This is a genomic window from Undibacterium umbellatum (assembly GCF_014284125.1).
Lineage (GTDB): Bacteria > Pseudomonadota > Gammaproteobacteria > Burkholderiales > Burkholderiaceae_D > Undibacterium > Undibacterium umbellatum.
Genome location: NZ_JACOFX010000011.1, coordinates 112,094 through 127,039 on the forward strand (window position 1 = coordinate 112,094; position 14,946 = coordinate 127,039).

The window sequence follows — 14,946 nt, forward strand, 5'->3', positions numbered from 1 at the left end:
TTTTCAGTCATCGGCTTTTAGTGGCCATTCTCGCTGACTGCCTCCTCATTCTGCCATCAGGGCTGACTCATGCCACCATGCTCGCCGCCTGGATTTCTGCCTGGGCTGCTGTTGCTAACCTGGTTGGTTCTACGCCCATGGCACGCATGGCGCGTATTGCCACGCCATATTGTGCGGAGCAGGCGGCCAGCAGGATATGCGCACCCAGCAAGGCGACATCTGCCGGTTTGTTTTGAGCGGCCAGGGCCCGCATCAGGCTTTGAGCAGATGCCTGGGCCTGGTACAGCATGCCAGTTGCGGTCGCTGCCAGTGGCTGCGTGCCAGGCAAGGCACTACTATCGACCTGCACACCGATACCCTGCAGGGCATCTGCCGCCTGCTGCACTATTGCCTCCTTGTACTGCCTGCCATTGACACCCAGGCGGGCAAATGCGGCACTTGCAGTACCATCTGGCAAATCCAATGCAGCCAGGACAAGATGCTCGGCACCGGCTTCTTTCTGACCACTGTCGCGGGCATGTTGCTCGGCCTGCTCACACAATTGTTTGATGGTTTTCATATCACGGAAACGCTGCTGTAATTTGCGAAACATGCTTACTCCTGTAAAAATGATGTTGTAGTAATGGGATTAAGTTTGCCTGACGAGACCGGCCAGACGCTTGTGCGCCGCCTGCTTGGAAACCCCCAGCGCCTCGGCAATTTGCGACCATGACCAGCCCTGCGCCAGGGCATGGTTGACAGCGTTGAGCTCCAGTTGATCTGCCATCTGGCGCAAGGCCAGCACGGCAGCCAGCGCCGCCTCAGGGTCATCGGGTGATGGGAGTGATTTGGTATTTTTCATTCGTCAATCTTAGTTGACGATAAAAAGAATGTCAACCTTTGTTGACGACTATTTTTTAGTTGTGTATTCCTGCATTTCCTCTCGCACCCGCCGTCCTGTTAAATGCGAAGGACGAAAAAAAACCAGGCATGCTAGCCCGGTCTCTTTTGTCTTACAGGTAGCCGGTCAAAGGCCTAGCCTTGCCACACCGTATAGACGATGCCGTTTTGTATTTGCCCTATCAGCTGCGCCTGGTTTTCTACGCTTTCACAAAAACTGGCGAGTGCAACTGCCTGTGTCACCACGCCTTTATTGAGCTGGTTGGACCAGTAATCCATGCCTGCCTGGTCAGCTGCGCGGTGCAAGACATTCTGGTACAGCTGGTTGACGAAACTGGCGGTATCAAGATTGCTGCCATACAGTTTCTGGAATTCTGCCGACTGGATAAAACTGCCAGCCACCGAGTTCAGGCTGACACCATAGTCCATGGATTTGATCCAGTACCCCAGCCCCGCCTTGTCAGGCTGATGGGCAAATGCCGCCTGATAGAGGCGGTATGCCTGGCCTGCCGCGCCATTCACATCAAAGGCTATGGCCGCATCTGAAAACTGCACCCTCTCGACCATGTGTAAAGTATTTCTGCCGCCCAGGCTGCTCGTATCCCTGATGCTGACATTGGCTGCTGCGTCCGCCGAAACCGCATAGTTTGCCATCTTGCCCGACACCATCAGCGTATCCAGCCCGGCACCACCATTGAAATAGTCATTACCACCGCTGGCGACCACAATGTCATTGCCGCCACCGGTAGAAAAACTCTCATTCCTCTCCGTACCAATGAGATAGTCATTCGTTTCAGTGCCATTGATTTGCAAAGTCAGTACATTAGGGTCTATCGCGATAACACCAATCGAGCCTGTGACGTTGATGAACGTGTTTACCCCCATGGCTTTCAACTGGCTTGCGTTATAGCTGCTGACATTGCCTGCCTTATCAAAGACTTGCACATCCACGACCTGATACACACGGTCCTGGTTAACCATGGTGATGGTATAGGTCTGGCTGGACTGGCCGTCGACCCAGGTATCGTCTTCGCCATCCATTTCAAAGGTGCTGAGTGTGCCACCATGTCGTTTGACGTTGTGACCCAAAAATGAATCCAGCTCTATCACCACGCTGCTGACGCCAGAACCCTCGTCGCTCGCCACGGCAGTGATGACCAGAGGTGTATCGCCTTTCGATAAATTCACGCTGGCAGGTATACTCAGCGATTTCAAGATCGGTGGCGTGGTATCAACTGCCGCCTTGATGGTCAGCGCAGGCAGGGGCTGCGGCTGCAGAGAATGAAGGCTGGCAAAGAGCGACACCTCTGCCGGATATTCAGTTGGACTAACTACCTCAGGGATTGCAGTATGCACCTTGGGCCACCTTAGTAAAGATTCAGAAATACATGGCAAGCGCAGGACCTTGCCATCATATTATTGCAGGATAGTCAATATTTACAAATATGACAAGCCTTAATTTGCAATACTGAAACATTTTATATCTGGCAATCATTTACCGTTAGAGCGGCCATAAAAAAGGGCGGCACTAGCGCCGCCCAATTCATTGCTCATTGCTTACAACACCAATCCTGGCCACCATTAAGAATCACTAGCCCAGCCACTCAGTATAGACAATCCCGTTTTGTATCTGCCCTAAGACTTGCGCCTGGTTTTCTGCGCTTTCGCAAAAACTGGCGAGTGCGCCTGCGGGAGTGATCTGGCCGCGGTTGAGCTGGTTGGACCAGTAATCAAAACCCGCCTGGTCTGGTGCGCGGTGCAAGACATTCTGGTAGAAATTCGTGATCAGCGTGGTTGTGCTGGGGAAAGAACCATACAGCTTCTGGAATTCTGCCGACTGGAAAAACCCTGCTGCCACCTGGGTCAGGCTGACGCCGTGGTCCATTCTGTCTATCCAGTATCCCAGGCCCGCCAGATCGGGCTTACGGCCAAATGCAGCCTGATACAGTCGATAAGCCTGGCCAGCAGCGCCATCCAGATCAAAGGCCAGCGCAGCGTCGGTGAACAGCAGGCGCTCTACCTGTGACACGGTGTCAGTGCCATCTGTGCCAACCACATCCTTGACGACAAAATTGCCTGTGCTGCCAGTAATTGAATATTCGCCCAACCTGCCCGACATGACCAGAAAGTCGGTGCCGCTGCCACCATTGATGATGTCATTGCCCTTGCCATTATCAATCAGATCATGGCCCGCCCCGGCGACAATATTGTCGTCGCCAGTTGTCCCAACGAGGTGATCATTGCCACTGGTGCCATAGATATTCTTGCCCGCCACAGAATTGATGTTAAGGCCGAGAATATAGTCAGTATTGGCATACGCCAGATTACTGACTTTTACAAAGAAATCACCATGGGTATAGCCGCCAGCATAGGCAAAGCTGATGCTGCCGTCGGTGCTGGTATTGGCATAACTGATGTCAACGCCTGACAGTGGATTGCCATTGATATCGGTGATCTCAACCTTGATGCCGCTAAAGGTTTCGCGCCATTCATTGGTGGGGCTGTAGTTATTCAGCGGGTCGGTCGATACCACCAGCGTATAGTTGCCGGGGCCATCCAGATTGAGCTGATACCAGTCTGTCAGATCAGATGAAGACATCTTGCCAAACGACACCATGCCCTGGCTGACCTGGAAATTGCTGCTGCGGGAAGCCGAATCGTAACCCTTGGTTCTTTCATCGAAGACCGTCGCGTCGCCATATACGTATGCCATAAATCACTCTCTCTACTCACATCAGGTGAGCACAAATAATCAAAACCTGGTAGAAATTGGAGAGCAGTGCAATACAAACTACTGCTCATCCATCCCTTTTCTGAGAGACAATCCGCGGTTACCTCTTGCTGCATTAACGCAAACAGAGCATCAATGGATGACAGCATTGTCAAAAAGCGTTAAAGAAACCGGCGCTATTTGACAAAGTATAGTGTGGCAGTACCAATGGTACTGCCATCACCTTGCAAACTACCTATTTCAAAAAGCTCCTGACCTCAGCCTGAAATTGATCAGGCTGGTCCCACATGATGAAGTGGGCGCTGGCGGGGATGTGTTTCAGGCGGATCTCTTTCACGTTGGCGTAAGCCATTTTGTAAAAACCATCCATCTGCTCCGAGCTGAGTGGCACACCGTTTGGCACCACGTACACGACTGAGGTGGGCACGACGATGTTTTTCAGCTCGGCTGTCAGGTCTGTCGTAACCAGCTCATGATAAGCGCGGGCAGATACATCCGGGTCACTCCTGAGCCCGTCTTCCACCGCAGGCGCTCGCATGGCGGCGGTGTTGATCATGCTCTTGATCGCAGCCTCTGTCCTTTGTGCACGCGCTTCTGGCGTGGCGGCGCGCATCTTGGCCAGCATGTCGTCAGCCACGGGTTTGATGCTTTGTGCCGTCGTCCCCGGCGGGCCAAACATTGCACCCAAGAATGGCAGCATATCCACCACCATCAGCTTGCTGACTGCTTGTGGATGGCGTGCCGCCAGCATCATGCCTATGCTGCCACCCATGGAATGGCCGATCAGCAAAGGTTTTTGCACACCTGGCTGCACAATACTGGCGATATAGCGGGCGATTTCTTCCGCCACGGGTGCCGCCACTGCGCCCTCAGTATTGCCACCCACTGCCTGGCCGGCAAAGCCGGACACTTGCACCAGGTGATATCGATAACCTGGCACCGCCTTGACCACCTCTGCCCAGACCCGTGGCGAAGAACTCAGGCCAGGCACCAGGATGACATCCCTGCCCTCCCCTTCGGTCTTGATACTGATACGGTCAGAACTGAAAGCAGCAGCCCAGGCAGCTACCGGACTGAGTGCGGCGCAAGCAAGCGCCAGTATCGTTTTGAGCAAATGACGGCGGAGTGGCATGTGTATCCTTTTCGTTATTGAAGATCGAACTGCATTAAATCACAGAAACAGGCGGCAAAGCGGTGCACGCATTCTGCCAAGTCTTGTGCGGCCTGGATTGAGGATAGAGTCGCATCACTCGCAACACAGATAGTGAGACAGGGCTGCAAAGCATGAGGTAGAGTGGCATACTATCGTCACATCCACGTCAGGACATTTGCACCATGCCATCAGACACATTACAAGCCGCCCTCGATACCCAGCTCCAGTCGTGGCTAACCGCCACTGACTCTGGCGACTGGCAACAGATTGCCAGCACCCAGGCACAACAGCTCCCCTATCTGCTGGCAGCACGTTTTTCTTACGATGTAAGCCAGGGCGGTTTTGCCCAGTTCCTCTACAATATGCGGGGACATATGCTGGCGCAGATAGAAGACATGTTGATCACTGCCCAGGCCGATATCGCGCATGATTATTATGTGCAGGCGATCAGCCTGTGCCTGAAAAACAAAGCCGACTACCAGCGTTTTTTGGCCAGCAACTACATTGAAGCAAACCCATTGAAAGACCAGCTACAATTACTCAGCGTAGCCTATCTCGGCAAACGCATCGATTTCAGCACCGAGGCCCATGCTTTTCTGGTGAGTGGCTTGCCAGCCTGATGGCAAGTCGGTTGTGAACCCGTTCACACCCTCAACAGGCCCAGCTTTTTCTCTTCGCTTAGTCGCCTCAGTTTTATGTTGCTGATCGTCGCCAGCATCAATAGCACCAGCCACCAGACCGTGTGCATTGCAAAAGAAGCCCAGCGGCTGCCATAAGTCCAAAAATCTTCCTCAGAGACATAGCCCACGCTGTCACTTTTTGCCCAGGAAGGGCTGGCCGCACGGTTATTGCCTGTCCAAAAACTCAATACATACGCACCCTCAGGAGCCGGGCCAAATTCATGGATCAATTCATCAGAAAAATCTTTGGCCTGATATTCTATGTTAGACCCTTTGACACGGTAATCGGCATGCGACCAATAAACGAAATCTGCATCCGACGGCATACGGCCATGCATTTCTTGATAGGCACGTACATAGTCTCGGCTCGTCTGCATTTGGATATACCGGTCAGCATGCATCTTCACGTAGAGATTAATCGGCATTACTGCGACGTAAATTGAAAGTGCCAAAGCAGGCAGGCCGAACACGACAAAAAGCCCGGTCAGTACAATGTTCAAGAAATTCATCCACACCAGTTTCATCTTGTTTCCTGCTGCCTCACGCTATGATCCTGCTGCCAGCCCATGCAGCTCATCGCCAGTACATCAACAAAATTAACCACCATAGGCAGTCATCGCACAAGAAAAAAAGTGCTCACGCAAAGGCAGCGGCTGGCAAGTCATCGCACCAGAAATTTTATTCAGACGTTCCTGTTGTGGCACTTGGGCAGATTCAGGCACATATAACACACCTCGCTGGCCTGAAAACGAAAAGTGCAGGGGATAAGGAAAAAACACATAGGGCGGCTGGCCGCCATCAGCATAACAGGCCAGCGTTTGTCCGCAGTTATCCGGGGATTGATTCTGGACTTGCATGACCTCGTTTTTATAATGATTGTGGAACAAGCCGGCATCCACATGCGCTGCAAAATCAGACGATGGCAAATACCAGAGCGCCAGCCAGGACGCCAACAGCAGCGCCAGCCGCCCGCTACAGGCAAGCCGCTGCTGACTAAAAAACCTCGGCAACAGCATCAATGTCTTGAAACTGGCACGCGCGCCAAGAGCGAATAGCAGTAGCAACGCCAGAATAGAACCTAGCAAGGAGAGTTGTATATAAAATGCAGAAAAAACCAGCACCAGCGCGGCAAAAATGCAGGCAGACAACGACCATGAAGTGGGAGAGGCTGCGGTCTTCACAGGCAGCCGATCAAATCCATGCCCCGCATTCAAGCCTGCCCCATCATTTTGGCAAACCTGGCACGCATCTCTTCATAAGACACATCTTCCTTGCGACTTGCCAGCAGCCAGACATGACCAAATGGATCGGTCAGTGTGCCGCGCCGGTCACCATCAAACTGATCCGCCACGGCCATGGTGGCTGTCGCGCCCAGCGCAACTGCGCGGGCAAACACGCTGTCCACATCGTCCACATACAAATGCAGAGAGACCGAAGAGCCACCCATACTCTGGGGGCCACGATAACCCATGTCCGGGAATTCATCCGCCAGCATGATGCGCGCATCAGCTATGTCCAGTTCGGCATGCATGATCTTGCCATTGCCGTCATCCAGGCGCACCAGTTCACGCGCACCAAATGCCGATGCATAAAACTCCAGCGCCGCAATGGCTCCCTGGACGATAAGATAAGGTGTCACGCGACGATTTGCAGCAGTTGAGGGTAAATTGCTCATGGGTGGCTTTCAGAGTGAAGGGGGCGGATAGACAAAAAAAGCGTGCATTCATCAGCACCTGAGCGCCATGATCCATGCAAGCAGTGCGTCAATAAAAAGCCTCAGACGCCACATCAGCAGCACCTTGGGTATTTGTATTTTATCAACGAATTGGAGATGCAGGTAAACGCATTGTGAAATGCGATTATGTACATAGGGTGCTTCCGTTCTGCCACACGCGGATTAGATTGCGCAGCGCGCTACCACTCACTGTCCCGCCGCATTCTTCACATCCGTAATCACCATGAACACATAGCCGCCATCAAACGGTGCGCGGTAGATGCCCTTGGCTTTCAGGAGGTAATTGGCGACTGCCGCCATTTCCCAACCGTCGCTCAACTCGCCAGTCCAGTTGCGATCTGTCAGTTTTTTGAATTGGTGTTTTTCGCCCAGGCTTTTCATCATTTCCATGCGCTTGTACAGGGCAGGGTTGATACTGGCATTACCCCAGCTCCAGAGCCAGCTCTTGTCACGCTCGGAATAAGAACCCACGAATTGAAACCTGGCCAGCAGCTTGGGCTGGCCTTTGTCAGAGAATATCAGCTCGCCGGTTTTTTGATCCACGTCCCAACGCTCATAACTCAGAATCTTATAATTGTCTTCCAGCGATTGCTGTGTGGTTTGCGCATAGTCAGCGCTGGCGATGACGATTTTTTCCCAGTCAGACTGACGCGCCTGAGCCGCTGTTGCCTGTATGGCCAGCAGGGCCAGCAACATTGTCATTAAAGTCTTTAGCACGCTTACAGGCATCAACCATGCCTGGCCTGGTTTTCTATCTTGCATACCATCTCCTGCAAAAAAAATAGAACTCATTTCATCAATAGGGATGAGTGCGAGCTAGGTGATTCGGGATGCAGTGCAAGGCGTGACGCGCAGCTAAGGCTGGTGCCTTAGCAAGCGGCGCAACGCAGCAATGCGCCCGAATCGCCAGTTCCCGAAGGGTTTGTCTTATAACGTGTGCTGGACTGCGTTGAACTCGTTGTCAATAGACCCGCGATTGACTGCCTCATCCGCCTTGCCAGCACACGTTATAAGACAAACGCATCTCACCCCTATTAATGAAATGAGTTCCAACTCAGTATCACCTCACCCAGCACCATCAATGCGGCACCAGAAAAATAAACCAGCAAGAATCTCCCATAATAATGTTGGCGCTTCGCCCACAGCAGCGGATAGCCGGGTACCAGCAAGCAGAACAGTCCCTTCACTGGATCAGTAGCAAAAATCATGATCGCCAAGTATAGCTGCGATAGCACCAGGATTGCTATACCAGATAATCATGTAGTGACACCAAAGATATGCATAGGATCTACATTGATAGTAGATGAATATGGCAATGTAGCATATTGTCTGGGAAATGAGTGCGTCAACAGGTGAGTGGCGCATTGAGGCTGCCGCACCCTGCCTAAGCACAAGTAATATTCACACGCGCTATCCTCGCACGAAGGCGTGCCGCCTGTTCTTCATCAAGCCTGATCCCGTCGAGCCAGATGTTTTTCAGTGAAGCCAGCGCTTCCAGTTTAGGGATGAGTTCTGCCGCATCAAAGCTGGGCATGTCTTCAAAATTACCCAAGAACAGATACTCCAGATGCGGCAAGCCGGTCAGCAAATCAAGATCAGCGATTGTGACTTGCGTTGCCCATAAGTCCAGCGATTTGAGTTGCGTCATGCGGCACAAATGCGCCAGGCCGGGACCGGTGATTTTGGTCGCGCCCAAATCCAGCGCATGGATTTTCTGGCTGGCGCTCAGGGTTGCTGCCATGGTGTCGTCGAATTCCGTGGCTTCCAGATCCAACACTTCCAGACGTGGATGCGCCAGCATCATGGCGATAATACGTGGTGACAGGCTCGCATTTTGTATGCCCAACTCAAGCAGAGAAGGTGCTTGCAATGCTTCAGCAACATCCTCTTCAGTCAAGTATAAATTGGCCCGAAAAATCTCCAGTCTCTTTGCATCAGCAAAGGCTTCCAGCCTGCCTGGCCCCTTGATGGACAATATGTCCAGCACACGCAAACCCGGCGTCTTGATGACATGGTGCAAGGCCTTGCGCGTCACATCACACCACAGCCATAGCTGTTCTACCGATTGCAACGTGGGCAAAGCCTGTGCCAGCTTGACTGTCAGCGTGGGTGATCCTGACATTTTTAGCTGATGTATCGCTCCTCTGGCACGCAAGTCTCTCATATCGGCGGGCTTGATATTGCCACTCAAAACGACATCATTTTCTTGTTCAATCTTTTTTATCATCAGTGTATTTCATTCCCTCTATGTATATCGCTATGAAAAGGCAACACGACGACCTCAATGCATGGCACCGGAAAGCAAAATGTTTTTCCCTTGCGCCTGTGGGACAGCCGTCAGCAAGGCCTTGGCAACGGCAGCCGCCGCGATAGGCTGGTAGTTTGCAGGGATGAGGAAGCTGAGTACCTTGCTCAACGCAAGCCCCAGTTTCTCGCCACGTCGCGCTGGCTGGCCCAATGCCTCGCGGTCGCCGACCAGTAAGGACGGGCGGGCGATGACCAACCCGGCAAAGGACATCTTTTCGAGCGCCTCTTCCAGTTCACCTTTGACGCGGTTATAAAAGACGCTGGCGCTGGCATCTGCCCCCATGGCGCTGACCAGCCCCAGCTTCGTCACGCCCGCAGCCTGCGCCGCCCTGGCAACAGCCAGGTTGGCATCGTAATCTATGGCACGAAAAGCCTGCTGGCTTCCGGCGACCTTGATGGTGGTCCCCAGCGCCAGATACACTTCGTCTGCCTGTGGCAAAACTGGAATACTGGCAAAGTTGACGACATGCATCCTCAGTTTGGGATGCGTCGTCGGGGGCGGTCTGCGGCCCAGGCAATGCACTTCGGTTACGGCATCGTCGGCCAGCAGGCCGTCAAGAATTGCTCTCCCTACCATACCGGTGGCCCCGGCAATGATGACCGTTCGCTTTGCCATGCCAGATACTCCTTGGTGAAATGCTCAGTGAATTAAATTCATGTCCAGCTTTTATCAACGCTTCGTGAATGCTGCTATTCTAAGCTACGCTTGCGCATTGCAAATGAACGCTGATGATTATCGCGTATTTTTGTCACAAGCCTTTACTTTAGAAAGCTGCCCCATGGCTGAGATCATTCACCAATTCTACGAATCGCATCGCGACGCAATGCAGGAAGCCATGCGCCATCGCCTCGAGCTTGCCGAAACGATGTTGCGTAAGCGCGCACATCTTTCAGACATTAATAGAATCAAACAAGAGGTGATGGACGAGTTCGACATCGTGCTGACCCAAATGCCTTATGTCGGCGGCACGACAAATCGCATGAGCGATTTCTTCATGCGCCTGCTAGGCTTCATGGCGATCAGCCGGGTTCTCAGGCGACACGGTGTATCGCTATCCGTGATAGGCGACATCGAGCGGGAAAGCTACCAGGCGCAATTGCTCTGCATGCCAGAAGGAGAACGTCTCGCCGCGGGACAGCAATTCATGTCCCCGGAAAATCAGGCTTTGCTGCGCGAACAGGCGGCACAAAGCGCGACCATAAGCCATCAACAAGCGTTTCCTGAAGATTTTGTCTACGATTTCGTCGCACCAGGCCCGGGTGACAATTTTGAATTTGGCATCAACTACAAGGCTTGCGGCTTTTGCAAATTTGCAGCCTGCCATGGTGACAAAGAAATCCTGCCCAATATTTGCGGGCTGGATTTTGTCGCCTATGCAGCGCGAGGCATACACCTGGAAAGAACGCAAACCCTGGCAGGCGGCGCGAGCCACTGTGACTTCCGGTTTTCAAAGCTACCAGCTAACTGAGCCGATCTCTACTCATTATTGACTAAGTAACAGAGAAACCTCTCTGTGTCGACTCTGTGCCTCTGTGTCTCTGTGGTGAGAGTTTTGGTCTTGATTTTGGCAATTTAGCAGAGTGCGCACGGCATACCTCGCTGAAATCATGCTACCACCACAGGCAGCAAAGTCCGCAAGCGCAGGGTAATCAGCAAGCCCACACTGAGTATGCCACCTAGCAGGATGACTACGCCAGCCCAGCCGTGGCTGGCCCAGACCACGCCAGTGAAAGAACCGATCAGGCTGGAGCCCAGATAGTAAAAACACAGGTAGATCGCTGAAGCGACTGCCTTGTATCCCTGCGCCCGGCGGGCTACCCAACTGCTGGCGACTGAATGCGAAGCAAAGAAACCAAAGGTGAACAAGGCCACGCCAGGGATCATGATGAACAGCGAATTAGACAAACTCAGCAACAAGCCCGCCATCATCACCAGCAAGACGACCCACAGCACACCGCGACGGCCTATGCGGTCTACCAGACGCCCTACCCAGACCGAGCTGCCCATTCCCAGCACATACAGCAGGGCAATCGCGCCCGCCGTACTCTGGCTAAAGCCAAACGGCGTGCCCTGCAAGCGATAGCCTATGTAGTTGTACACACTGACAAAGCAGCCCGTCAGCATGAAGGCCAGGCAAAACAACATGCACAGGCCGCCATCTGCCAGGTGCAGGCGCAAGCCCTGGTGCAGGCTGCCCCACACCCGTGCCGCAGGTTTGAAGTTGCGCGCCAGCGGCAAGCTGCGCCAGAACTCCCATGCCGCATAGATGCCGGCAACACCAATCACAGCCATGGCAGTGCGCCAGCCAAAATGATCGCTCAACAGGGCCGACAGCAAGCGCCCTAGCATCCCGCCCATGGCGCTGCCTGCGATATACAGGCCCACCGCCGTGCCCATGGCAGCGGCCTCTATCTCTTCGCCCATATAAGCCACCGCCACAGCAGGCATGCCGCCCAGCGCAAAACCCAATAGGCCACGCAAGAGCAGCAACTGGCTAAAGTCTTGCGTCAGCGCGCACAGCACCGTGGCAATCGCCGCCAGTGCCAGCGCTGCCACCATCATGGGCTTGCGGCCTATGCGTTCGCTGATGGCGCTGCTGATCAGCAAAGACAGGGCCAGCGACAAGGTTGAAATCGACAAGACCCAGCTGCTTTGCGCCGGTGTCAGGCTAAACTGCAAAGCCAGCGATGGCATCAGCGGTTGCATGCTGTACAACAGCGAAAAGGTAGAGAAGCCGCCAAAGATCATGGCGCGGGTGATGTGCCTGAACTCTGGCGTGCCTGCGGCGATGCGGACGGGCTGTTGCGGGGTAGTGCTGACGACGGTCATGATGGCGACACTGGACGATCAAGGAGCGTTCATCTTATATTTGCGCTTTTATAGCGTCCAATATATATTTAAGTCGTTAGTAATACATTTTTTAGATGATTAATTGGTGAGTGTGGTTGTGATTTCGTAGGTTGGGCAACGTTTTACCTGCCCAACGCTGGGCCTTAACAATCGGATACGTTATAGAAAAGCCGAGTGTTGGGCTGATAACCCGTAGCCCAACCTACGCAGCTGAAACGTATACGGTTTTGCAAACCCTACCTCCCTCACTACAAGAAATTTCTTTCCCCACAAAACCATGGAACTCCGCCACCTCAAATACTTCATATCCGTCGCCGAAGAACTCCACTTCACCCGTGCCGCAGAGCGCCTGCACATAGGCCAACCGCCTTTGAGTCACGCCATCCAAATGCTGGAAGCCGATATCGGTGCACAATTGTTTGAGCGCAGCAAACGCTGGGTACGCCTGACGGAAGCTGGCAAACTGTTTTTGCAGGATGCTAGGCATATCCTCGCGCTGTCAGAGCAAGCCAGCGAAAAAGCCCGTCGCGCCCAGCGTGGCGAGATGGGAGAATTGCGCATAGGCTTTACTTTCTCCACCCCATTCACCCCGCAGTTTGCCGCCGTTATCAACAGCTACCGTCAGCGATATCCCGACGTGACGCTGACCTTGCGCGAAATGGCGACCAACAAGCAGCTTGAAGCATTAAGCCAGCACAATCTCGATGTCGGTTTCATGCGCCCGCCCGAAGGGGGCGAGCTGGCACGCGGGGTATCCTCACCGCTGCGCTTTCTCAAGCTGCGTGAAGACCAACTGGTGGCTGTGCTGCCAAGCACCCATGCCCTGGCGAAAAAGAAAAAAGTGCCGATGAAAGACCTGGCGCAAGAACCCTTCATCATGTACCCGCCCAGCGCAGGCACCGGCATTTACCCGAACATCCAGCGGCTCTGCCGCGCTGCAGGTTTTGTCCCAAAAGTGACACAGGAAGCCAATGACGCCTCCACCATCATCGGCCTGGTAGCAGCAGGCTGCGGCATCTCCATCCTGCCGGGTTCGTTTTACACTATCCATTTTGATGGCATCTGCTACCGCCCCATCGCCGATGCGGGCGCGACCACCTCACTGCTGCTGGCAAGGCGCAAAGGTGAGGTGTCGCCGCTGGTGGATGCGTTTGTGAAGTTAGCGGGAGGGTTGGTCTAGGACGGATGGCAATTCAGATTTCAAGCATTGATAATCAAGGGCAAGTTCGTGTCACGCCATTCACGATCGCCCTCAAAACTACCACGCAAATCTTTCTCCTCTGCGTCCTCCAGCGCGCTAAAAAGTTGACGTGCATTGACAAATCCCAGCCGCTCACCTGTTTTTCCGAGATCATCAATCGACTGCTCAGAAAACTCTGCACTCTCATACAAATCAATCAGAAAATCGGCTAACAAATAACGAAAGTCAGAGCCGTAATCTTGCCCAAGTTCACTACTCTCAAGGTAAAGGCGGGCAAATTTTTTCAGCCCATCTCTTTCCATGTGAACATAGTAGATATCACCATTGCTATTGTCAAAAACCGGAGTGATATTCCAGCCAGCGAGATAAGAATTTTCCCCAGATATCTGGGGAAGATAAAAATAGGCAGCCTTAGGGAATTCCCATTCATATTGTAATTCCGAAAATTCATCAGGGTGATCCTGCGCGTAAAGAAACTCTGGAAAAACACCAGCGGCTTTCAGTTTTTCTGTTCTGTTTTCAATGGGTGTAAGCATCTGGCTTTACTCTCTTTCTGGCACTTTCAATCAAACAAATCCATATTAACCGGCACAATAATCTGCGGTTTTTTGGGCTTGATGACTTTCGCTACCTTTTCCACTTTAGGCTTAGGTGCAAACTCGGCAAACATGCGATCAGCCGGATAAGGGCGCAAGAAAGCGCGGGCGAATTCCGGGTCACTGCAGGATAGCCAGTCGTCAAAATCTTCTGGCGGCACGATGACGAGGGAGCGTTTTTCTTCACCGGGTTTGTGGAAGCGGTTCATGAGCGGATGCTCGTCGGCGTTGATGGTGATCTGGGTGAAGGAATAGCTGACGCTGCCGTCTTCTTGCGGCCATTCCTTATACAACCCGGCGACGGCAAAGTCTGGTTCTTCGATGAGGCCTATGCGCCAGCGCTCTGCCTCGCCGCTTTCATAATTGGGTTCAAAGAAGTTTTGCATGGGCACCAGGCAGAGTTTGCCGCTATGCCAGGATGGCGCATAGCTGCGCAGCGATCCCAGCGTTTCTGCCCTGGCATTCATGGTAGAAAAGCGTTTGACGCCGGGTTGCATCCTGGACTTGGGTATCATGCTGTAAGCGCCCAACATAGCTTGCCGCCTGCCCTGATCATCATGACGGATGATGGGGGCATCGTAGTCTTGCCAGACTTCAACATTCCAGTCGTTCATACTCCTGCCGTGGACTTTAAAGTACTCCATCAGCTCTGGGCGCGTGGGGGTGTAGTTGATGCACATTGTAAATTATTGCTGAGGTGGCAGACGGGATGAATACGCCTATTTTCTCACAACATCTGCCGTAGTGAAAATGGTCACCGATTACCGCCTTTCAGTACGTAGGTTGGGCTACGGGGTTTCAGCCCGACACTCG

At 53.1% G+C, this 14,946-nt stretch carries 18 protein-coding genes; 3 read left to right on the forward strand and 15 right to left on the reverse strand.

The window, feature by feature from the left end:
- Positions 1-67: 67 nt before the first annotated feature.
- The 5 genes from H8L47_RS19085 to H8L47_RS19105 all read right to left on the reverse strand — a co-directional run bounded on the left by H8L47_RS19085 (position 68) and on the right by H8L47_RS19105 (position 4,742).
- Positions 68-592, reverse strand: coding sequence for a Clp protease N-terminal domain-containing protein (locus H8L47_RS19085; RefSeq protein WP_186955192.1), 525 nt, complete (start codon positions 590-592; stop codon positions 68-70).
- Between the two features lie 36 nt (positions 593-628).
- Positions 629-841, reverse strand: coding sequence for a helix-turn-helix domain-containing protein (locus tag H8L47_RS19090; protein ID WP_186955193.1), 213 nt, complete (start codon positions 839-841; stop codon positions 629-631).
- A gap of 173 nt (positions 842-1,014) precedes the next feature.
- Complete coding sequence (locus H8L47_RS30300; RefSeq protein WP_186955194.1) at positions 1,015-2,235, reverse strand: DUF4214 domain-containing protein; 1,221 nt, start codon at positions 2,233-2,235, stop codon at positions 1,015-1,017.
- Positions 2,236-2,470: 235 nt separating this feature from the next.
- Positions 2,471-3,592: a DUF4214 domain-containing protein gene (locus H8L47_RS19100; RefSeq protein ID WP_186955195.1), complete on the reverse strand. Its 1,122-nt coding sequence runs from the start codon at positions 3,590-3,592 to the stop codon at positions 2,471-2,473.
- 253 nt (positions 3,593-3,845) lie between these two features.
- Complete coding sequence (locus tag H8L47_RS19105; protein WP_186955196.1) at positions 3,846-4,742, reverse strand: alpha/beta fold hydrolase; 897 nt, start codon at positions 4,740-4,742, stop codon at positions 3,846-3,848.
- A 203-nt stretch (positions 4,743-4,945) separates the two neighbouring features.
- Between H8L47_RS19105 and H8L47_RS19110 the strand changes: the two genes are divergently transcribed.
- Positions 4,946-5,383, forward strand: a complete 438-nt coding sequence (locus H8L47_RS19110; protein ID WP_186955197.1) for a DMP19 family protein — start codon at positions 4,946-4,948, stop codon at positions 5,381-5,383.
- A gap of 23 nt (positions 5,384-5,406) precedes the next feature.
- On the opposite strand, the gene H8L47_RS19115 is transcribed toward H8L47_RS19110, so the two are convergent.
- The 7 genes from H8L47_RS19115 to H8L47_RS19145 form a co-directional block, all read right to left on the reverse strand.
- A complete protein-coding gene (locus H8L47_RS19115) occupies positions 5,407-5,820 on the reverse strand; it encodes an RNA-binding protein (protein ID WP_186955198.1) in 414 nt (137 codons plus the stop codon).
- A gap of 219 nt (positions 5,821-6,039) precedes the next feature.
- Positions 6,040-6,624: a hypothetical protein gene (locus H8L47_RS19120; protein ID WP_186955199.1), complete on the reverse strand. Its 585-nt coding sequence runs from the start codon at positions 6,622-6,624 to the stop codon at positions 6,040-6,042.
- Between the two features lie 29 nt (positions 6,625-6,653).
- Positions 6,654-7,118, reverse strand: coding sequence for a VOC family protein (locus H8L47_RS19125; protein ID WP_186955200.1), 465 nt, complete (start codon positions 7,116-7,118; stop codon positions 6,654-6,656).
- A gap of 246 nt (positions 7,119-7,364) precedes the next feature.
- Positions 7,365-7,940 carry a DUF6882 domain-containing protein gene (locus tag H8L47_RS19130; RefSeq protein ID WP_186955201.1) on the reverse strand — a complete coding sequence of 192 codons (576 nt, stop codon included), beginning with the start codon at positions 7,938-7,940 and terminating at the stop codon, positions 7,365-7,367.
- 272 nt (positions 7,941-8,212) lie between these two features.
- On the reverse strand, positions 8,213-8,395 hold the full coding sequence (locus H8L47_RS19135; protein WP_222616604.1) for a hypothetical protein: 183 nt from the start codon (positions 8,393-8,395) through the stop codon (positions 8,213-8,215).
- Between the two features lie 167 nt (positions 8,396-8,562).
- A complete protein-coding gene (locus tag H8L47_RS19140) occupies positions 8,563-9,405 on the reverse strand; it encodes a leucine-rich repeat domain-containing protein (protein ID WP_186955203.1) in 843 nt (280 codons plus the stop codon).
- A gap of 54 nt (positions 9,406-9,459) precedes the next feature.
- Entirely contained in the window at positions 9,460-10,101 is a 642-nt protein-coding gene (locus tag H8L47_RS19145) for an NAD(P)H-binding protein (RefSeq protein WP_186955204.1), read from the reverse strand.
- 163 nt (positions 10,102-10,264) lie between these two features.
- Here H8L47_RS19145 and H8L47_RS19150 point away from each other — a divergent pair, with 163 nt between their 5' ends.
- Positions 10,265-10,954: an L-2-amino-thiazoline-4-carboxylic acid hydrolase gene (locus H8L47_RS19150; protein WP_186955205.1), complete on the forward strand. Its 690-nt coding sequence runs from the start codon at positions 10,265-10,267 to the stop codon at positions 10,952-10,954.
- A gap of 137 nt (positions 10,955-11,091) precedes the next feature.
- Here H8L47_RS19150 and H8L47_RS19155 read toward each other — a convergent pair whose 3' ends face one another.
- On the reverse strand, positions 11,092-12,315 hold the full coding sequence (locus H8L47_RS19155; RefSeq protein ID WP_186955206.1) for an MFS transporter: 1,224 nt from the start codon (positions 12,313-12,315) through the stop codon (positions 11,092-11,094).
- Positions 12,316-12,613: 298 nt separating this feature from the next.
- Between H8L47_RS19155 and H8L47_RS19160 the strand changes: the two genes are divergently transcribed.
- Positions 12,614-13,516 (forward strand): LysR family transcriptional regulator, encoded by a 903-nt coding sequence (locus H8L47_RS19160; protein WP_186955207.1) that lies wholly within the window; start codon positions 12,614-12,616, stop codon positions 13,514-13,516.
- Positions 13,517-13,536: 20 nt separating this feature from the next.
- On the opposite strand, the gene H8L47_RS19165 is transcribed toward H8L47_RS19160, so the two are convergent.
- Together H8L47_RS19165 and H8L47_RS19170 are read right to left on the reverse strand one after the other, a co-directional pair.
- The gene (locus H8L47_RS19165; RefSeq protein ID WP_186955208.1) at positions 13,537-14,073 is read right to left on the reverse strand and encodes a hypothetical protein; all 537 of its coding nucleotides are present in this window, start codon (positions 14,071-14,073) and stop codon (positions 13,537-13,539) included.
- A 26-nt stretch (positions 14,074-14,099) separates the two neighbouring features.
- Entirely contained in the window at positions 14,100-14,813 is a 714-nt protein-coding gene (locus H8L47_RS19170; RefSeq protein WP_186955209.1) for an SOS response-associated peptidase, read from the reverse strand.
- Between the last annotated feature and the right edge of the window lie 133 nt (positions 14,814-14,946).